Origin of the sequence: Campylobacter concisus (genome assembly GCA_002092835.1) — a bacterium.
Lineage (GTDB): Bacteria > Campylobacterota > Campylobacteria > Campylobacterales > Campylobacteraceae > Campylobacter_A > Campylobacter_A concisus_K.
Map to the genome: position 1 here is coordinate 63,916 of LVWL01000001.1, position 20,692 is coordinate 84,607.

The window sequence follows — 20,692 nt, forward strand, 5'->3', positions numbered from 1 at the left end:
ATACCAAAGATATCGTCTTTTTTGTGAAAAGATTTATTTTACAAAGGTTTTTAGTTTGCATAAATTTACTCCTAAACTCTCGTATCTACCTTTTTATAAAGCCTATCTTTGCTAGATAGCTCTTTAAATTTTAGGTCGTTTTCAAGATAAGTGATGTTGTAAATTTCTTTAGTGGTGATGCTTTTGCCGTTTTCAAGTCCGATTAGGAATTTACTTGTAAATTTATCAGTGAGGTTTTTAACGAGCTTTGCTCCAAGCTCTTTTAGGCTAGATATCTTCTCATCTTGCTTTATACCTATATCTTTAAAGTCAAGTCTATTTAGCTCGATATCATTCATGCTCTTAGCATCTAAATTTATACTTGCTCTTTTACTATCTTTGTCATCTTTGCTTATGAGCTTGCCAGTGTCGTTATAAATTTCTTTTACCTCTAGCTCTCTTCCGCTATCAAATTTAAGCGTGATCGTGCCATTTTTGTTTAGCTTCATAGCTATTACGCTGTCTGTGTCCTTGAGAGCAGCTGCTGCCTTGCTCGTATCACTCTCAAAAGCATGCTTTACTCTTTCTAAATTTTCTAGGCTAAACTCAAGCCCAGTTGCTTTTTCAAATTCACTCTGCATAGCGATCATATAAGATGACTTTGTGGCTTTTAGCTTTGAGATGAGATCATCTGCGTCTTCTACATCATTTTCTTTTAAATTTTTGCTTATCCACTCTACATCTTTGCTGTGAGCGCTAGACTCTTTTTGGTAGTCGTTATAAAATTTCATAAAGCTATCTTTTTGATAGCCTGCGTATGAAAAGCTCTCATCTTGTTTAGATCCAGTAGGTTTTATGACAGGGTTAAACTCGCTAAGCCTTTTCTTGCCGTCAAAGCCAACTTTCTCATAGGCAAAGTTGTTTAAGCCGCTCTCTTCGTTAAATATCTTATTATCCCTAAGATCTACCCAGCCGTCTTGGTCTGCATGGTCTTTGAAAAATTTATTAGTCTCTTCTTTGCCTATCTTTTGGTAGCGATACTCGGCCGAGAAAAGAGTATAAGGGTTTGAGTTGTTTAAACTAACTCTGTAATCAACCGTGTTTTTGCTAGCAAAGTCCATAGTCTCATGGCTTAAATTTCTAATATCCTTTTTGATAAAGTCGTTAAGGTTTATCTCGCTTACAACTTCGCTTAGTTTGAAAATTTTCTCATTTCCGTCTTTGTCGTAGCCTCTAACCTTTAGCTTGTCAAAGTATTTATCACCAGAATTTATCACTCCGTCCTTGTTGCTATCAAAGTTAAATAAAAATCCATTTGCATCTAGCTTGCCTATGCCTAGTTTGTCATTATCGTCATAAAGATCCAAAAAGACCTCTACATCACCCAGTGAGGTTTTTATCGTTTTTTCATAGGCGTAGTCATTTAAATTTGTAAATTTAGTATCTGCTGCCGCAATGGGCTTAATGGGAGTTTTTGAATTTATAGATGAGAAATAGGTTCTAGTTTGATCCACTTTCCTTAGTGCTGAGGCATCTTCGCCAAAGAGATACTTGTTCTCAAAGTCCTTTTTGTCCCAGTTTTTTCGCTGGATATCCACGTAAGAAAAAGCATCATTTGTCCCGCTATCTGCTTTAGCATACTCTGACTTCACGCCACTGGTGCTGGCACTTTGGATGATAGAGTAAGTGCTATTTGAGATAAGCTTAGTAGCGATGTCTTTAAGCTCAGACTTTAAATTTGTATTGTCTAAAGTTTGCACTCTATCTACGCCAAGAAGGACCCTTGAATAGATCATATCTTTGGGTAAATTTATATTTATGGGCTCTAAATTTGGTGATATATTCATTTTAAATCCTTTTAAAATATATATCTTATATCGGCAAATATAAAAAATGTTTAGTAGTTTATAGTCTAAAAGGGCTTAGAGCGAATGCCTACTATGTTATATTTTTTAAAGCTCTCTTGTCTTCGTCCTCTCATCAAATTCTTTTAAAACGTCCATTATCTTGCTTGCTAGTCCCTCAAGCGTTTGATCTTTTTTAAGCTCTAAATTTCTAAGCTTTAAAATCCTGGCTAGTATATCTTTTAGATCTTTTTTACCAGATAGTATCTCATCATAATAAGCCTTTGGTATGCCTATCTCGCTTCTATCTTGTTTTGTAAGTATGAGTTTGTCTCTATATACACTAAGAGCCTCGTCGGTTATCCTTGTTGTGCCACCTTGTAGCACAAGACCTTGCTCGTTTTTTAAAAATGCAACAAAGATTTGTTCCTTTGTATAGCCTTGTTCGTTATCATATACAGACATGTCAGGCTTGAAGTCATATCCAGCACTACTAACCCACATATAAGGGATAGTATGCTCAGTTGTCATCACTTCTGGAGAAAAGTCAAGGAAATTTCCATTGACTTCTACATTTATATCGCTTAGATCATCCCACAGCCTATGTGCATCGTCTGCATCTTGTGTTGTCCTGAAGACATGAGTTATCTTTTCATTGCTCCTATCAGTTAGCCCATCTATCTCATCACTTGACATCCTACCCATTAGATATTCAGAATAATCTATTTTTTTATCTTTTGAAAAGTAGCCCTTTGGCATCTTTGCTAGATCTTCATTTGAGTAAAATTCTTTACCTTTACTGATCACTCCAGCTGAAATTTGATCAAAAATTTTATAGTATTGCTTTATGGTATTTGCTAGATCGATATTTGCAAAACTATCCTCTCCAAAGAGTTGGTTATCTTTTTTTGTTTCCATTGAAAAATTTATACTATTTGGGTGCTTTTGATTGTGTAGCACTATCGCATCAAGTGTGCTTTTGTGGATTTTAAAGTCCTGCGGCAAACCTGCAGCTTTGTTAAAATCAGCCCCCATAAATCCTTTAGCATCTACACTATATCCATAACCCTCTTGTGAAGTAAATTTAGCCTGATAAAGAGAGTCGATAGCGCTAGATGAAACAAAGTCATTTTTAGGAGTAGTGGTTTGGTTGATCGAATTTATATTTGGAGTGTTAGGCAAGAAATTTGCAAAGCCTTCGCTTTTTGTCTGCTTTTGGTAGTGCTGTTTTGTTAAGATGGAGTTATAAGAGACTTTCATAGCTTACTCCTTGAAATTTAGCTTCAAAGAGTAAGCAAAAGTTGTGCCGAAAATTTAAGCGAGATAAATTTATGTTTGCTCGCTTTGAAATAAAATTTTACCTATGGGCAAAAATAAAAGCAAATTTATAGAAAGCATCTTGTAAAATAAATCAATCCTGAAAAAATGTACCGCTTTTTATAAAAACTGTACCATACTTTTAGGAAATTTTAAAGAAAGGGGAACTGCAAAAAGGGCAGTTAAAGTATCGATAAGTAGGACATCTATGGTGTCACGGGGGAGACTTGAACTCCCGACCTCCGGCTTATGAGACCAGCGCTCTAACCAGCTGAGCTACCGTGACACTTTAAAATAAGTTTCGGATTATATAATTTTTAAACTTATTTGTAGATAAAAACCATCTTTATCTACAAACACAAAGTAAAAGCACCAAGAATCAATAAAACGTCTATTTTACGAAATAATTTTGAGCTAGAGATTTATCCTCAGGTGTGATACTAAATTTCTCGCCAGCGACGCTAACTTCAAATTCATTCTCTTTACTTGCTTTTGTATAAGCTAATGCGAGCCTTGCGGCCAGCTCTTTGTCAGCTTTACTAGCGTTTTTACTTATGAAGCTAACGGCTCCTACGATGTCATCACTCTCTTTAAAATTTACTTGATCAAATTTATCATTTGGATGTGCTAAAAGTGCGTTATTATCACTCTCATCACGACCTATTATCATTTTTGCACCATCTGGCAAGCGCAGATGCCTACCAAGCTTTAGCCACGTTACATCGATATCTCGCATCTCTTTATCAAAATTTAGATAATCCTTTATCTTCACAGCAAAGCTCTCGATCGTTAGCAAACATCCACCTCCAGGCGTTGCAAAGTCCTCAAAGCCAAATTCCTTTGCCAAAGCAAGTTGCGGCTTTCTGTCGCGTCCGCTTATATCAAGCAGCTTCTCTCTATCGACCCAGCCCTCGCGCTCTGGCTTAGTTGGTGGCAAGAGCTTAGCGCACATCGGACGAAGCACTAGATCATCCTCGTCATCAGCTAGGTGCTTAACCTGAAAGAGTGCATCTCTGCGCTGACTCATCGGTCTTTGCCCCAGAACTTCGCCTGTGATGATGAAATTCGCATTTTCACTTTTTAGCATATTTAAAGCTGTTTTAAACATGTACCCGTGACAATCAATACAAGGGTTAAACTGCTTGCCATAGCCGTATTTTGGGTTAAAAAGCACATCACGAAGATACTCGTTTCTCATATCAACCACCTTTAAGCTAGCCCCTGCCAAGGCTGCACGGCGCCTTAAAACTTCGTACTTCTCCTCATCCACGCCAAATCCAGTATCCATATAAAGTGCGACCACTTCGATATTTTGATCGCTTATTAGTTTCATCGAGAGCATGCTATCAAGCCCTCCGCTAAACAAAGCTAAAGCCTTCATTTTTATCCTGAAAGTAAAATTTAAAGCCTAAATTTACTAAATCTAGGCTTTTATGAAGTTTATTTAGCAGTGTTAATTACGATTTTTTTAATCACTTCGCTTGCGGCTTTTAGACTGCTAACTGGCAAATACTCGAAGACGGAGTGAAAGTTGTTTGCCCCTGTGAATAAATTTAGTGTTGGCACACCTTTTGCAGATATCACAGCGCCGTCATATCCACCACGCATTGGCTTTATATTTGGTGTGATATTTAGCTCTCTAAAGGCATCTTTTGCTAGTTTTATCGGAAGTGAGTTTTCGTCTTTTAAAAATTTAAAGACATTTTCATAGCGTGTTTTTAGCGTGATTTCGCAACGATCTCCATAAATTTTGTTAAAAGAATTTGCCATATCGCTTAAAAACTCAAGCCTTTTTTGAAATTTCACCTCATCAAATTCTCTTATGTCGATCTTAAGAGTTGTTTTTGCGCTGTTTCCGCTAAGCTCTTTTACCCAGAAATACCCCTCCTTGCCCTCGGTGCACTCTGGTACTTCGCCGCCTGGCAAAAGCGAGATAAATTTATGCGCAAGAAGTAGCGAATTTACAAGCTTGCCCTTTGCGTTCATCGGATGAGCCGAAACGCCTTTAAAGACCATCGTGCAGTCAGCCGCATTCCAGTTTTCATATATTAGCTCGCCTATCTCGCAGCAGTCTAAACAGTAACCAAAATCAGCTCCAAGCAAATTTACATCAAGTGCTTTTGCCCCAAGTAAGCCCTGCTCCTCATCAGGCACGAAGCAGATCACGATCTTACCGTGCTTTACATCAGGATTTTGCATAAAGTAGCTAGCCATATTTACGATGCTAGCGATCGCAGCCTTATCATCAGCCCCAAGCAAGCTAGTGCCATCAGTCACGACTATGTCGTCACCAACGTATTTTTTAAGCTCTGGATTGTCGTTAAATTTTAGATAAATTCTCTGCTCTTCATTTAGGCAGATATCGCCACCTGTGTATTTTACTATCTTGGCTTTGGTGTCATTTTTTTGCTCACTACTTGTATCTAAATGCCCAAAAAAGGCGATACTTGGAGCATTTTCGCAGTTTGCAGGAATTTTTGCTATCAAGATAGCATTGTCTTGCAAAATGATATCTTTTATACCTAGCGAGCTAAGCTCTTCTTTTAAAAAACGAGCCAGCTCATACTCGGTTGGATTAGAAGGCATAACGCCTTTTAACCCATTTTCTTTATTTGTTGTGGTGTTAAATTTCGTATAGTTTAAAAATCTCTCTACGATATCCATTTTTTATCCTTTTAGATGACAAAAAATGCAATCGCTACAACAGAGATAAACATACCCAAAAATGTTCTTTTAGCGATTTCAACCGGGCTAACCATAGCAATGCCTGCACAAACAATAGCAGCACCGGCAATCGGAGAAGCCGATCTACCTAAAGCTCCAGCAATAGCTGCTGCCATACCAAGCTTGTCTTGTTCAAAGCCAAGTGCGGCGGCATTTGTTGTGACAGCTTCGTTAAATGCAAATGTAGCAGCATCGCCTGAACCTGTAACTATACCCATGATAAATGGCACAAATGTTCCGCCAAATTTAACGTAACTTTGATCTGTTTTGAGCCATGCAATGACCACATCAACGGCTCCACATGCCTTTAAGCCAGCGACAAAGACACCAGCTGCGATGATGATACCCATAACATCGGCATAAGCGTGGCCCATTCCGTTAAAAAATTCTTTTGTGATCTTTTGCGGATTTGTAAGTGTAGCAAAGATAGCTATGATGGCACCTAGTATCATCGCCTCAGCAACGCCCATCTTTGTCCACGCAAGAAAGCTATAATCTTTTGCTAGGCTTGTTCCGCCAATAACCAAGATAACAAGTGGAACTAGAGGCATAATAGCGTAGATGAAATTTACTTTAAATAGCGACTTCTCTTCGCTAGCAGTACTACTTTCAAGAGTGAAATTTGTATTTTTTTGATAGTCTTTAAGCAGTATCGCAACAACAACTAACGCGATCACTACGATAACAAGAGCAGTAAATGCACTTGGAATTTGCACTTTTATGACATCTTGAACTGTGTAGCCCTCAACCGTCTTTTTAACAAGATCAGCCACATAGACGTTGTGAGCCGATCCTGGGCTTAAAACTCCACCAAATGTCCCTGCAAAAACAGCAGCACCAGCCATAGCTGGGCGGATACCTGAAGCCATTAAAAGCGGTATAAGCGTCGCACCAACAGCGGCGGAGCATCCTGCAGCTGAAGGGATAGCGATATTTATAAAATAAGTTAGCACGGTTGTTGCTGGGATCAATATAAAACCCACATTTTTAAGTGGCTTTGTAAGAAGTGCAACAAGGTGTTTATCGCACATTGTGTATTTCATAACAAATGCAAAACCCATACTCGCACAAATCGCCTTTATAAGCCCTGCTTTAGTCATATAGTCAGTAAAAGCGCTTAGTGCCCCCATCGGTTTTAGTGCGATTATACAAAGCACCAAACCAACACCTATTAGCACCGTTCTTGTCTCTTTTTTTAAGACTAGAAGTGCCACAACAGCTGCGATGCCAAGAATGGCAGCAATTAGTTTAAATGTTTCCATACCTCTCTCCTTGCTTAGATTTTAAATTTAGTTCCAACTTCTATTTTTTCTATCTCTTTTTGATACTCAAATTTTAAAATTTCACTGTGTCCTATAACCTCAGCTTCGCTACCCTCTATGAGCAAAGCCGTACCCTCAGGCAACGCGTAGATAGTATCTTTTGGATTTGCTATTAAAAACTCCTCCAGCCTCTCATCCCTGCTCTCGCCGTTATGACCAGCTAGCTTGCCACTTATAAAGTGCGGATTTATCTGATATGGGAAGATATTTAGACTATCAAATGACTTTGGCATGATAATAGGCATATCATTTGTAGTCATCATCGTCTTGCCAGCGATATTTGCACCAGCTGACCAGCCAAAATATTTTGTGCCGTTTGCCACCGCCTCTTTTATAGGCTCAATCAAATTTAGCTTATAAAGCATATGAAGTAGCATGAAGGTGTTTCCGCCACCAACTGCAATACTTTTTGCATTTTTGATAGCAGAAATTTTATCCTCATAGCGATGGATGGACTTGATATTTTTGCTATTTAAGCACTCTTGCACCTTTTGCTCATACTCGTCATTTGTGCGTCTAACGCCAGCATAAGGGATAAAAAGTATCTCCTCATCCGCGTCACTACCTAAAAATTCCTTAATCCAACCCTCGCAGTGCCTTAGATAGCCAGTATCTTTGTAACTTGAAGCACTAATTAGTAAAGCGTTTTTCATTTTTTTACTCCATTTAGTTTGTAAGCAGATCTTAGATAGACATCAACTCCGGCCACCAAACACTCCTCGTCAAAGTCAAATTTGTAGTTGTGATGGCCTGCTTTTAGGTTTGTTCCTATCATCATATATCCGCTCTTTGCGCCTTTGTCTTGCAAAGCTCTCATAAAGTGAGCAAAGTCTTCACAAGCACCAAAGTCAAGCTCTTTTACGATCTTATCATTATCTATAAATGGACTCTCTTTAGCTGCTTCATAGAAAATTTCTGTTACCTCTTTATCGCTGTCAGCTCCGCTTGTGCCACCAGTCATTACGACTTTACTCTCTACGCCGTAAATTTGGCTAACGCCTTTAACGATATCCATGCATTTTTCATACATAAATTCGTTTAAATTTGTATCCTCGCCTCTTGTTTCGCAAGCTAGATAGCCATTTGGCGCGATGACGTTTCTACCCTCACCCGCTTTTAAAACGCCCACATTTATCCTAGTTACACCCTTTGCATGTCTTGTGATGCCATGCATATTTAAAGCCATTTGTGCTGCGGCTAAAAGAGCATTTGCGCCGTCTTGTGGTGCTCCAGCTGCGTGGGCCGAGCGACCTGTGATATGCACGTCAAATTTAGAAGTTGCAAGTAGCTTGTTTGTTCCACATATGATGCCGCCGTTAGTTTTTGCCTGAAAGCCAATATGTCCGCCAAGTAGATACTCGATCCCCTCAAGCACACCAGCGGCTTCCATAGCCACAGCACCTCTTGTGCCCTCTTCTGCAGTTTGAAATATAAATTTAAATTTGCCATTAAACTCATCTAAATTCTGAGCTATAAGTTTTGCTAGTCCTAAACCGATAGATGCGTGTCCGTCATGTCCGCAAGCGTGCATGATACCAGCTATATCTGCACCAAAGCCCTCTTTACAAGGTCTGTGATCCGCATCCTCGCTCTCCGTCACATCAACGCTATCTATGTCAAATCTAAATGCTGTAAATTTACCAGGCCTTTTTGTATCTATAAAGGCAGTTAGGCCAGTTAGTCCATCTTTCATATAAGGAAGATATTTTGCTTCTTCAGGACTTAGGAGTTTTTTGGCTCTTTCTATTGCTTTTTCGCATTGCTCTTTTGAGCCAAGACCAAGCCTTGCATCGGCTTTAACCACCTTGTCGCCAAGGCTTATTTCATAACCAAGATCACTAAGCCTCTTTGCTAGCACAGCGGTTGTAAAAAATGTAAACCAGCCAGTCTCTGGATGTGAGTGAAAATACCTGCGATCCTTGATCAGCTCATCTTTTAAAGAAAGAGCCAAATTTGCTATCTTATCCATAGATTTCTCCTTATTCATTTGATAGTTTAATTAGTGCATTTGTTAAAATTTGTGTAGCTTTGAAAGCATCATCAAAATTTATAGCTTCTGCTATATTGTGACTGATGCCGCCAACGCAAGGTATAAAAAGCATGCCAACGCTACTTGCAAGTTTTGTTAGATTCATCGCATCGTGTCCAGCTCCGCTTGGCAAAGTAAGCGTTTTTATGCCCAGTTTAGCAGCCTCTTCGCTTAGTAAATTTATAGCATGCTCGCTTAGTTTTACTGGTTCGTCACTGCTTAGTTCTCTTATCTCATAACTAAATTTTAGCTCATCACTTAGCTCTTTTATAAAATTTCTAAGCTCTAAATTTAGCTCTTCTAAGCTTGTCTTATCAATATCTCTTAGATCAACTCCAAGCCTTGCCTCGCCTGGTACAACGTTTAAAACACCTGGCTTTGCATGAGCATAACCAACGGTTGCTACAGCTGTTTTTTTGTTTTTAGCAAATTTATTGGCTGCGATTATGATATGTGAAGCAGCTAGCAGCGCATCACTACGCATATTCATCGGCGTTGCACCGCTGTGATCTGCCTTACCATGAATAATAATTTCAAATCTAATAGGAGCGGCGATACCGCTTACTACACCAACGCTTATGCCACTTCGCTCAAGCACTGGGCCTTGTTCAATGTGAAGTTCTAAATATGAATGAAGTGAGTGTTCTTTTAAAATAGAATCGTTTAAATTTTGTGGGTCAAGTCCAAATTTACTCATCGCTTCAAAGAGCGAAATGCCATCTTCGTCTTTTAATTCATGAAGCCTTTGTAGACCAAGTTTGCCGCTTATTATCTTGCTGCCAATGGTCGCTGTCTTAAACCTACTTGACTCTTCACAGCAAAAATTTATCAGCCAAAGCGGACGCTTTAGTTTAATGCCAGCTTCTTTTATCGAGGTTAGCGCCTCAAGTCCAGCCATAACGCCAAGCGTACCATCATAAAAGCCGCCATTTGGCACACTATCTATGTGAGAGCCCACACAAACTGGCTTCTCGCCTGTCTCACAGCCATCATCATAGATGGCAAAGATGTTGCCAATATTGTCAATTTTAAGTTTAAAGCCATTTTCTTCTATTAAATTTATAAGAAAATTTCTAGCTTCCAAGTCTTCTTTGCTAAATGCAAGTCTTGTTAGCCCTCCACCTTTTAATGCTCCAAATCTGCTTATAGCATTAAAATTCGCCTCAAATCTTTTAAAATTTATCATAATAAATCCTTAAAAATAAAACTAATCTTAAAAACATTTATTACTTTGAACATTTTACATTTAGTTTTATGATTTAAAGCTGAATAAGTGTTAAATTTTGAAATCTAATTTTTTTGTAGTTTGTTGTGTAAGCCTTTAATGATCTCTGAAATTTTTTGCATTATTTCGATTTTATTTGGTTTTTGTGATTTTCTAGTATCTTCGCGAAACTTCTCATAGTATTTTAGCTTTAGCTTTAAAATGGCCTCTTTAAGGCTATCTTCACTAGAAGCTACATTTGAGCTTTCATCAACATAAATTTCTCTAACAAGCACCGCGTTATCTTCAATATTTGGCAATAAAACAGCCTGAAAATAATCTTTATGATGCAAGAAGAATTTCTCCTCAAGCTCGTTTAAAACGATAGTTTCGTAATTTTTATTTGCAAGCATGCTCTTTAAAACGCTAAATTCCAAAATATCAGTTTTATCTTTTTTTTGAGCCATTTGTTTATTTATTGCAGCATTTGTAAAATTTTGATCTTGTCTATTTATATATCTTTGCTCATGAAGACTAAAAGTATTTAGCTCTATTTTGAGTAAATTTGATACCAGTAATTCGTAGCTTTTTGCGATTATTGGCTTTAGAGAATTTGTAAATTCCACTATCTCTTCTAAACATTTTTGCTTTTGCACTGGGCGTGTAATATCATATTTTTTTACAATTTGCTCAATATAAAACTCGCCAAGCTCAGTCCCTGAGCCAAACATCTCTTTTAGCTCGTCGCTTCTACCTGCAAATACCATATCCGCAGGGTCTGCACCATCTTTTATAATTACAACGCTTCCATCTATTTCGTTTTGCACTAAAAGACGAGATGATTTTATAGCGGCATTTATACCAGCCGAGTCACCATCAAAACAAAGTACTATGCTTATCTCTCCTCTTTTTAAAAGTGGCAAGTGATTAGTCGTAAGCGCAGTCCCAAGCACGGCAACGGCGTTTGTAAAGCCAGCAAAGTGCAGCATGATAACGTCCAGATATCCCTCTGTGATGATAATCTGCTTCTTTTCAAAAATACTTTGCCTAGCTAAGTGATAGCCGTAAAGCAGCTTTGACTTGTCAAAAACTATGCTTTGTGGAGAATTTACATATTTTGCAGGATGATCCAAGATCGTTCTGCCACCAAAGCCAACTAGCTTTGCCGTGTGCGCATATATTGGAAATGTGATACGCTCGATAAAACTAGCATAAATTCCCTTCTCGTTTTGCTTTACGATTCCAACTTCAAGCGCCTCTTTTGGCTCGATATTTTCATTTTGTAAAAGCCTAATGGTGCTAGCGCTCTCCCCTGCCCAGCCAAGCTCAAATTTCTCGATCATCGCATCATTTATGCCACGAGAATAGATATATCTCACAGCGGCTTCATGCTTGAAAAATTCGCTCCTATAAAAAGCATTTGCCTTTTCTAAAATATGCTTATTTTCTTTTTGTGTTGGGGCTTTATCGCTTGTGTATTCGAGGCTAAAATTTACAAGGCTAGCTATTCTTTCGATAGCTTCTGGATAGGTTAACTTCTCATAATCCATTACAAATTTGATCGCATCTCCACCGGCCTTGCAAGCAAAACAGTGAAAAATTTGCCTACTTTGACTTATGCTCATGCTAGGATTTCTATCATCGTGAAATGGGCAGACGCATTTGTAGTTTGCACCCATTTTTTTGACTGGCAAATAGTGCTCTATAATGTCAACGATATCGATTTGATTTTTGAGTTTTTCTATGGATTTTGGATCTATCATAAGCAAAATTATACAACCGCTTTGTTATAATTAAAGTAAAATTTTATTACAAAGTATGAGCGTGGATATTTTTTTCATTGGGCACAGAGATCCGATATTTAGCCTTATTATTTTATTTAGCATTATTTTGATGATAGCTGCATTAAGCTATGCTTGGGGTATCTTTTCGAGCAAAGATGAGAAAAAACGCATTGAAAAATTTATAAGAAAATTTGATAGCAAAGATGGCATAAGTAGCGAGCATAAACAGATGCTACAAAGCCCAGAGATAGACGCTCAAAGCCTTTGCATGCTAGGGCAAACTTTTGCCAAAAATGGTGATTTTGAAAAATCAATTAGTGTTTATCTCATAGCACTTGGCAAAGTTAGAGATAAAAATGAAAAAGAATTTATCCTAAACGAGCTTGGAGAGGTCTATTTTAAGGCTGGATTTTTAAAAAAAGCTAGCGAAGTCTTTGAAAAAGTGCTTGAACTAAGCCCAAGAAATGTGCTTGCACTTCGCTTTTTAACGATGATAGATGAAAAACTTAAAAACTACAAAGAAGCTCTTTATGCGTTAAATTCTCTTGAAGAACTTGGTGTAAATGTAAAAGATCAAAAGGCCTATATAAAGGCGATCAGCACGCTTGATGATAGAAATTTAAGCTTTAGCGAAAAGGTAGAAATTCTCTCTCGTCTTAGCCAAAATTTTGAGCTTTTAAGACGTATGATCTTAGCACTTTTCATGAGGCACAATGAAAATTTAGAAAATTTAAAAGATTTTGCTCGTTTTGAAGACGTGATCGATCTGCTTTATAATCTAAAAACGCCTATAAATTTAAGCGACCCAAAATATAAATCGCTCTTTTATGCAAAGGGCGATATAGATGAGCCATGTGAAATTTATGGTTTTGAGCTAAACGTCATCAAAAAACTAAAAGACGCTAAATTTGACGCAGCAGGATTAAGCTTTAACTACGTTTGCAAAAGCTGCAAAAACTCATTTCCTATGCATTTTTACCGATGTCCGGTCTGTCACGAGCTAGGAAGTGTCAAAATTTTATCCCACATCACAGAAAAATCAAGTGAAGATAGTAACACTTTTTAGCGACGGCTCGTGCCTTGGAAACCCTGGAGCTGGCGGCTGGGCTTACATCTTAAGATTTAACGAAGCGCAGAAAAAAGCAAGCGGCGGAGAGGCATATACGACAAATAACCAAATGGAGCTAAAAGCTGCGATAATGGGGCTAAAAGCGCTAAAAGAGCCCTGCGAGGTAAGGCTTTTTACCGATAGCTCATACGTAGTAAATAGCATAAATGAGTGGCTTTCTAACTGGCAAAAGAGAAATTTTAAAAATGTAAAAAATGTCGAGCTTTGGCAGGAGTATTTAGAAATTTCAAAGCCTCACAAAGTCATGGCAAGCTGGGTTAAAGGGCACGCTGGACACCCTGAAAACGAGGAATGCGACCAGATGGCAAGAGATGAGGCATTAAAAATAAAAGATGAGAATGAAAGATGAAAATTTTAGAAGAATTTGAAGAAAGTCTTAGATATAAATTTAAAAAAACTAAACTTTTAGAAGAGGCGCTAACGCACAAGAGCACCAAGCAAGCGCTAAATAACGAAAGGCTCGAGTTTTTGGGCGATGCGGTGATGGATCTGCTCGTGGCTGAGTATCTTTTTAAAAAATTTAGCAAGATCGCAGAGGGCGACATGAGTAAGCTAAGAGCTGCACTTGTCAATGAAAAAAGCTTTGCAAATATGGCAAGGCATCTAAAAATGGGTAAATTTTTAAGGCTAAGCACGGCTGAAGAGAATAATGGCGGGCGCGAGAAAGATAGCATTTTAAGCGACGCATTTGAGGCTGTGATGGGTGCTATCTACCTTGAGGCTGGACTTGATAAAGTGCGAGAAATTTCGATCGCCCTGCTTGAACTTTGCTATCCACAGATCGACTTTGCACACCTTGAAAAGGACTACAAAACCGCTCTTCAAGAGGTCACTCAGGCCAGTCTTGGTGTCATACCAACATACGAACTCATCGGCACGTCAGGTCCTGATCACAAGAAAGAATTTGAGATAGCCTTGCTACTAAATGGAAAAGAAATTTCACGCGCCGTTGGCAACTCTAAAAAGCAAGCCCAACAGCTTGCAGCAAAAATCGCACTAGAAAAAATCAAAAAATAGGAAAAATTTTGAATACATTTGGCAAAAAACTAACCTTAACAACCTTTGGCGAGAGCATGGAGTGGCGATCGGTGGCGTGATAGACGGACTTCCAGCTGGGCTAAAGATCGATACAGATTTTATCCAAAGTGAGCTTGACAAGCGTCGCCCAGGACAAAGCAATTTCACAACCGCAAGAGACGAGGCTGACAAGATAGAAATTTTTAGTGGTCTTTTTGATGGTATAAGCACTGGGGCGCCGATAGGCTTTGCCATTTTTAATAACAATCAAAAGTCAAATGACTATGACAATTTACGTGAAATTTTCCGTCCAGGCCATGCGGATTTTACTTATTTCAAAAAATATGGCTTTAGAGATCATAGAGGCGGCGGACGCTCAAGCGCAAGAGAAACGGCCGTTAGAGTAGCTGGTGGGGCTTTTGCGCAGCTACTTTTAAATGAGTTTAATATAGAAATTTTAAGTGGAGTGCTTGGTATAGGCAAAGTTTTTAGCGACAAAATAGACTTTAACTTTGCTAAAAATTCTCAAATTTATGCTCTTGGCAATGAAGAAGCGATGAAAGAAGTGATAAATAAAGCTAGAAGCGAGCACGATAGCGTGGGAGCTGTGGTTTTAAGCGTGGCTAAAGGCGTACCAGCTGGTCTTGGCGAGCCACTTTATGATAAGCTAGATAGCGCTTTAGCAGCGGCTTTGATGGGAATAAACGGCGTAAAAGCCGTAGAGATCGGTGCTGGCGTGAATGTAAGCTCTATGCTTGGCTCAGCGAACAACGACGAGATGGACGAACTTGGCTTTTTGAGCAATAACGCTGGTGGCATACTTGGGGGCATAAGCAGTGGCGCCGAGATCGTGCTAAAGAGCCATTTTAAGCCTACACCTTCGATATTTAAAGAGCAAAAGACGCTAAATTTAGCTGGCGAAGTGGTAGACTTTGAGCTAAGGGGTAGACATGATCCTTGTATAGGCATACGAGGAAGCGTCGTTACAACCGCGATGATAAGGCTAGTTATCGCCGATATGTTACTACTAAATGCTAGCACAAAGCTTGAAAATTTAAAGAAAATTTACGGCTAAATCTATAAAACGAGTAAAATTTAGTGGCCTAAAAGCCACTAAATTTTAGAATCTATAAGCAAACTGAAGTTTTGCGCTGCTTTGATCTTTTTTACCAAAAGATTGTGCTATGCCAAAATTTATGAGTGTCACATAAGTTGGCGTATATCTTAGACCGACCTCAACCTCTGAACTTGTACCTTTTTGAGTTAGGCTGATCTCCTCGTCTTCTTGGATCACCGCTATTTTTGACTTGGTGTTAAATTTATACTCAGCGCTAATTTTTCCATAATGATTAAATTTACCAGCATCATAGGCTATTTTTGAGTAAATTTTAGCTCTACTTGATGTAACGCTGCTAAATTTTAATGTACTTTGTCCGATATATGCCTCATCGCTACCGACATAAGAGAGCACGTAGTTTAGCCCGCTATCAAGTATAAAACTATCAAATTTTATCTTTTTACCGACGCCAAAGCTAGCATTGTAGTATGGCATCGAGATTTTATAATCTACATCTTTCGCATCAACCTTAGTCTGGCTCCTGCCAGCTTTTGCCATGAGATCCATATAAAAATCACGTGGTAAATTTAGCCTTGAAAAAATACCAAGTCCATAGTTTCTAACTCTGCTATCTATTTTGGCATCTTCGTTGCTGTTATCAAATTTAGCGTACGAGTTCTCTATAAAAGCTCCATAAATGTTCTCTTTTGCACTAAATGCTACACCGGCTGATAAGCCAACGCCTTTTAGATCAATGCCGCTCTCATAATAGTCTGCCTTAAATCCATTTACATTTGCAAAACTGATCACATTTCTTTCATCGCTTTCGTATGCTGGCTGATACGCGTCGCTTCTATAGCCAAAGTCATCGGCAAACGCATATTTAGCAAGATGAGATGTACCAAATAAATTTGCAACTTCTAGTGCATTTAGATCAAGCTCAATAGCTCCCATTGAGTCGCTCATAAAGTCATTCATTTTAAAAGTCACATCACTTCTATCTGTTAAACCAATATAAACACCTGATTGTCTACTTTTTTCGATAGTAGAACCAATTATATTAACTTCGTTGTGCGTTGCATTTGCTCTGGCTCCACTAGTAAAATTTATCCATTTTGCTTATTTTGTTTCTAAAAAATTTTTTATTAGAAATTTTAGCTTTAAGATCGATTTTTCAAAAACGAACTTTTACTAATTTTCATCTATAATCACTCCATGAAAAACGAAGCACAAAAATTTTATGCCGTCATTGATCTAAAGTCATTTTACGCCTCAGTTGAGTGTGTGGAGCGAGGGCTCGATCCGTTTAAAGCCGATCTAGTCGTGGCTGACGATAGTCGCGGCAACGGAAGTGTTTGCCTAGCCGTTAGCCCAGCTCTTAGAGCCAAAGGCGTGAAAAATAGATGCAGGCTTTTTGAAATACCAAAGGCTATAAAATTTATCATTGCACCGCCTAGAATGCAGTTTTATATCGACTATGCGGCTAAAATTTATGAGATATATCTAAAATATGTCTCAAAAGATGATATCTATGTCTATTCTATTGATGAGGCCTTTATCGATCTTACTTCTTATGTTAAATTTTATAATACCGATGCAAAATCCATAGCCAAAAAGATAATGGATGAAATTTTAAAAACTACTGGCGTGACGGCCACCTGTGGCATGGGCACAAATTTATACCTCGCAAAAATCGCCCTTGATATCCTGGCTAAGCATAGTGATGATGGGATTGCATTTTTAGACGAGCAACTTTATAAAGAACGTCTTTGGACGCATCAATCGCTAGATGACTTTTGGCGTATCGGTAAGCAAACTAGGCTAAAGCTGGAAAAACATGGAATTTTTTGTATGAAAGATATAGCAAATGCTCCGCGAAGCTTGCTTGAGAAATTTTTTGGAGTTGATGCCTATATAACGATAGATCACGCAAATGGCATAGAGCCAACGACAATAGCTGACATAAAAGCATATAAACCAAGCACAAAATCCTACTTTAGCTCTGAAATTTTACCAAGAGACTACGAGCGTTGCGAGGCGGTAGTCGTACTAAAAGAGATGGCTGATAGACTAGTGCTTAGGATGATCAACAAAGAAGTAATGGCAAGTGGAATAACAATAAATATAAAATTTGCCGACAAACTCGAGCCACACCAGCGTGCAAGCGTTCGGTTTAAGACACCAACAAATGTCTCAAGCGTGCTGATGAGCGCGGCTGAGGAGCTACTTTTAAACAAGATAAAAAATGTTGGGCTGATTAGGCAAATTAGCATCAGTGCAAACGACGTAGTAAAAGAGAGTCTAGCTCACTCTAGTCTTTTTGAGGATGATACTAAAGAAAAGGCGGTTTTAAAATCCCTAAATCTCATAAAAGAAAAATTTGGTAAAAACTCGGTTTTAAGAGCTATCGATCTACTACCAGAAGCGACTGGGCAAGATAGAAACAAAAAGATCGGAGGGCACAAGAGCGGTGAGTAAAGATAGGGCGAAAATTTTTAGCTCGTTTAATCCTCTCTCAACATTAGAACGAGCCTTGCGACAAAAAGAGCGAGAAAAATGCGAAAAACTAGAGCTTGATGAGAGCAAGATCGATGAAATTTTAAAAACGGTAAGCGAGCTAAAGATAGCTGATGAGGTGCGTGTGAGCTACCACGACGGCTTTACTTACGTAAAAACTAGCGGACTAGTTTCAGATGTAAATTTCAAAGATAAAATCCTCATGATCGTAAAAACTAAGATCAAATTTGAAGATATAAATGAGGTGGAGATAGTTAGAAGACATTAATTTTTTTTAAGATTTAGCCCCCAAACGAGGGCTAAATTTATATAAATTCTACAAAGATTGCAAAATTTTTGGTTTAGAAAAGGCAGTTATTGGTTTGATCTCGCCTTTATATTTTTCAAGATCAGCTAGTATCGTGTGTCCGCAGTTGCTTTGAGCGATGCTAGATGTGCCTTTGTCGCGAGTTAGGACATTGACGCAGCCATGCTTGCAAAGGCTCTTCTCGCCTAGCACTTCAGGATCGTACCACGCACCCTCGCATATGGCGATGACGTGCTCTGGGATGATGTCAGTGACAAGCGCACCGACTAAAATTTCGCCCCTGTCGTTAAATACTCTCACCACGTCGCCAGTTGCTATGCCTTTTGCTTTGGCATCATTTACGTTTATTAGCATTGGCTCGCGCGCGCATACTTCAGCGTAGTTTCTGATTATTGAGTTATTTAGCTGTGAGTGGAGGCGGTATCTTGAGTGCGGGGTTGTGACGCTAAATGGATACTTTTTGGCTTTTTCGCTGCCAAGCCACTCAAACGGCTCGATCCAAGCAACGTGCGGCGCAAAGTCTTTGTAGCCAAATTTGGCGATAGTTGGAGAGTAGAGCTCTATCTTGCCAGATGGCGTGCCTAGGCGGTTTTTGTGAAGATTTTCTCTAAAAGCACTAAGCCTTGTGTAGTATCTGCTTGCTTCGTCATCTTGCTCAAATCTAACATATCCCTCTTTCCAAAACTCATCAAAGCTTGGCATCTTGACATTTATGCCTTTAGCTTGCTCTACGGCGTCTGCGTAAAATTCTTTCGCCCAGCCAAGCTCATCTTTGCCCTCAGTAAAGACCTCTTCTCTGCCCCAGCGTTTGCAGATTTGTGAGCAGATCCAGTAGTCACTCCTACTCTCGCCCATAGGCTCTACGACAGGCTTGTAAGCCACGATGTACTCGTTTGTAGGCACGCTTTGGTTGATGTCATTTCTCTCGACTTCAAGGGCTACTGGCAAGACGATGTCGCTTAGTTTTGCTGTGCTTGTCCAAAATGGCTCAGCTGTTATTACGGTGTCAAATTTACGCCACGCTTTTACGGCGTTATTTACGTCTTGATGCCTTGTAAACATCGATCCAGACGCCATGTAAGCCACTCTCATGTGTGGGAGTTTGATTTTTGAGCCGTCATAGTCTATCTCTTTGCCAGGGTTTTGCAAAGCCTCGATCGATCTTGAAGATGGGATGGTGACGTTTTTAAATTTCTTCCAAGGAGCGCCATCTACATTGTCGTATTTCTCGCTTATGCTAGTGCTGATGCCTTTTAGTGACGGAGCGATCTTGTCTGTAGCGCCATTTGAGTGGTAGAGGTTAAACTCAAAGCCAAGTCCCTCTTTGCCGATCTGACCTAACATCGCGCTAAGTGTTACGATACCCCAAAAGCTCATCTCGCCGTGATCTTGTCTTTGAAGTGATCTGCCTGCGATGATGACGCTTGGCTCTTTTGCAAGTGCTGTTGCAAATTTAGCGATATCCTCAGCTTTTACGCCACAAATTTTACTCGCCCAGTTGATATCTTTTACCACCTTGTCGGTTGTGCCAAGTAGATAGTCTTTAAATTTATTAAAGCCAACTGTGTATTTTTTGATAAATTCCTCGTCATAAAGCTTGTTTTCATATAGATAGTGGCACATGCCAAGCATCATTGCTACGTCAGTGTTTGGACGAACGATGATAGTTTCAGAGTCAAGGTATCTTGTGGTGTCATTTTTAAAGACGCAAACACTATAGGTTTTAATGCCAGCATCTTTTATCTTTTTAATACCAAGATAACCATCGTGTGTTGGTGGCTGCCATGAAATTTGACCAGTTACAAGTGGATCAGTACCCCAAAATACAATGTTCTTAGCATTTTTAACCATAGCTTCCCATTTTGTAGGAGCGTCATAAACCGCACTATTTCCAAGGACGTGAGGCATGATGACAAGGCCAGCACCTGTTGAGTAGTCACCGCTCTCTTCTACATATCCGCCCAAAACCTTTAACATCCTGTGACCAACAGTCCTACCCCAGCTGATCTTACCACTGCCACCCCACCAGTAGCACTCGCCGTAAATGCTTTCAGGACCATATTTGTCAAAATTTTCTTTTAGAGCTTTTGCAGCAAGGTCAAGCGCTGTATCCCAACTAACACGTACAAATTCTTCTTTGCCACGAAGCTCGCTTTTTGCCGCGCCTTTTGCCTTTAAGTAGCTTTTTCTTACGTACGGATAGAGTACGCGACTTTCATTTTGGATGAGATCTGGCAAGCTGTTATTCATTGTATTTGGGAATTTATCACCATCAAATGGATCAACAGAGACGATTTGATTTGAGTTGGTATTTGCCCAAAATAGACCAAATCTATTTGCTCCAAAAGTTTTCTTTTGGTCAAAAATGGTTTTTGTCACACCTTCAATCCTGTTCGCCTGTGCCGCAGTGGCGGCAAGTGCAGAAAATTTTATAAAATCTCGTCTTTTCATATTTTCTCCCT

At 39.1% G+C, this 20,692-nt stretch carries 16 protein-coding genes, 1 tRNA gene and 1 pseudogene; 6 read left to right on the forward strand and 12 right to left on the reverse strand.

Annotated elements, in window-relative coordinates:
* Positions 1 to 71: 71 nt before the first annotated feature.
* From A3835_00330 to A3835_00375, 10 genes are all read right to left on the reverse strand, one after another.
* A complete protein-coding gene (locus tag A3835_00330; GenBank protein ORI10801.1) occupies positions 72 to 1,826 on the reverse strand; it encodes a response regulator in 1,755 nt (584 codons plus the stop codon).
* 105 nt (positions 1,827 to 1,931) lie between these two features.
* Entirely contained in the window at positions 1,932 to 3,083 is a 1,152-nt protein-coding gene (locus A3835_00335; GenBank protein ORI10802.1) for a hypothetical protein, read from the reverse strand.
* 266 nt (positions 3,084 to 3,349) lie between these two features.
* Positions 3,350 to 3,426: transfer RNA gene (locus A3835_00340), tRNA-Met, on the reverse strand.
* A gap of 105 nt (positions 3,427 to 3,531) precedes the next feature.
* Positions 3,532 to 4,521 carry an ATP-binding protein gene (locus tag A3835_00345; protein ID ORI10803.1) on the reverse strand — a complete coding sequence of 330 codons (990 nt, stop codon included), beginning with the start codon at positions 4,519 to 4,521 and terminating at the stop codon, positions 3,532 to 3,534.
* Positions 4,522 to 4,580: 59 nt separating this feature from the next.
* Positions 4,581 to 5,804, reverse strand: a complete 1,224-nt coding sequence (locus A3835_00350) for a peptidase M20 (GenBank protein ORI10804.1) — start codon at positions 5,802 to 5,804, stop codon at positions 4,581 to 4,583.
* A gap of 11 nt (positions 5,805 to 5,815) precedes the next feature.
* Positions 5,816 to 7,126, reverse strand: a complete 1,311-nt coding sequence (locus tag A3835_00355) for a C4-dicarboxylate ABC transporter (protein ORI10805.1) — start codon at positions 7,124 to 7,126, stop codon at positions 5,816 to 5,818.
* Positions 7,127 to 7,140: 14 nt separating this feature from the next.
* Positions 7,141 to 7,839 carry a dipeptidase E gene (locus A3835_00360; protein ORI10806.1) on the reverse strand — a complete coding sequence of 233 codons (699 nt, stop codon included), beginning with the start codon at positions 7,837 to 7,839 and terminating at the stop codon, positions 7,141 to 7,143.
* On the reverse strand, positions 7,836 to 9,155 hold the full coding sequence (locus A3835_00365) for a peptidase M20 (GenBank protein ID ORI10807.1): 1,320 nt from the start codon (positions 9,153 to 9,155) through the stop codon (positions 7,836 to 7,838). The genes A3835_00360 and A3835_00365 overlap by 4 nt, the downstream gene beginning before the upstream one ends.
* A gap of 10 nt (positions 9,156 to 9,165) precedes the next feature.
* Positions 9,166 to 10,401, reverse strand: coding sequence for a Zn-dependent hydrolase (locus A3835_00370; protein ORI10808.1), 1,236 nt, complete (start codon positions 10,399 to 10,401; stop codon positions 9,166 to 9,168).
* 104 nt (positions 10,402 to 10,505) lie between these two features.
* Complete coding sequence (locus tag A3835_00375; protein ORI10809.1) at positions 10,506 to 12,182, reverse strand: DNA primase; 1,677 nt, start codon at positions 12,180 to 12,182, stop codon at positions 10,506 to 10,508.
* A gap of 61 nt (positions 12,183 to 12,243) precedes the next feature.
* On the opposite strand from A3835_00375, the gene A3835_00380 reads away from it, so the two are divergent.
* The 4 genes and pseudogenes from A3835_00380 to A3835_00395 all read left to right on the forward strand — a co-directional run bounded on the left by A3835_00380 (position 12,244) and on the right by A3835_00395 (position 15,424).
* Complete coding sequence (locus A3835_00380; GenBank protein ID ORI10810.1) at positions 12,244 to 13,269, forward strand: hypothetical protein; 1,026 nt, start codon at positions 12,244 to 12,246, stop codon at positions 13,267 to 13,269.
* A complete protein-coding gene (locus A3835_00385) occupies positions 13,247 to 13,681 on the forward strand; it encodes a ribonuclease HI (GenBank protein ORI10811.1) in 435 nt (144 codons plus the stop codon). The genes A3835_00380 and A3835_00385 overlap by 23 nt, the downstream gene beginning before the upstream one ends.
* A complete protein-coding gene (locus tag A3835_00390; GenBank protein ORI10812.1) occupies positions 13,678 to 14,349 on the forward strand; it encodes a ribonuclease III in 672 nt (223 codons plus the stop codon). Before A3835_00385 ends, A3835_00390 begins: the two co-directional genes overlap by 4 nt.
* An 8-nt stretch (positions 14,350 to 14,357) precedes the next feature.
* Positions 14,358 to 15,424 (forward strand): annotated as a pseudogene (locus tag A3835_00395) (chorismate synthase).
* 45 nt (positions 15,425 to 15,469) lie between these two features.
* Here the strand turns inward: A3835_00395 and A3835_00400 are convergent.
* Positions 15,470 to 16,396 (reverse strand): hypothetical protein, encoded by a 927-nt coding sequence (locus tag A3835_00400; protein ORI10813.1) that lies wholly within the window; start codon positions 16,394 to 16,396, stop codon positions 15,470 to 15,472.
* Between the two features lie 225 nt (positions 16,397 to 16,621).
* On the opposite strand from A3835_00400, the gene A3835_00405 reads away from it, so the two are divergent.
* Both A3835_00405 and A3835_00410 read left to right on the forward strand, forming a co-directional pair.
* Positions 16,622 to 17,884, forward strand: a complete 1,263-nt coding sequence (locus A3835_00405; protein ORI10814.1) for a DNA repair protein — start codon at positions 16,622 to 16,624, stop codon at positions 17,882 to 17,884.
* Complete coding sequence (locus A3835_00410; protein ORI10815.1) at positions 17,877 to 18,191, forward strand: hypothetical protein; 315 nt, start codon at positions 17,877 to 17,879, stop codon at positions 18,189 to 18,191. The genes A3835_00405 and A3835_00410 overlap by 8 nt, the downstream gene beginning before the upstream one ends.
* Positions 18,192 to 18,239: 48 nt before the next feature.
* Here the strand turns inward: A3835_00410 and A3835_00415 are convergent, their stop codons facing one another.
* On the reverse strand, positions 18,240 to 20,681 hold the full coding sequence (locus A3835_00415) for a trimethylamine-N-oxide reductase (protein ID ORI10816.1): 2,442 nt from the start codon (positions 20,679 to 20,681) through the stop codon (positions 18,240 to 18,242).
* Between the last annotated feature and the right edge of the window lie 11 nt (positions 20,682 to 20,692).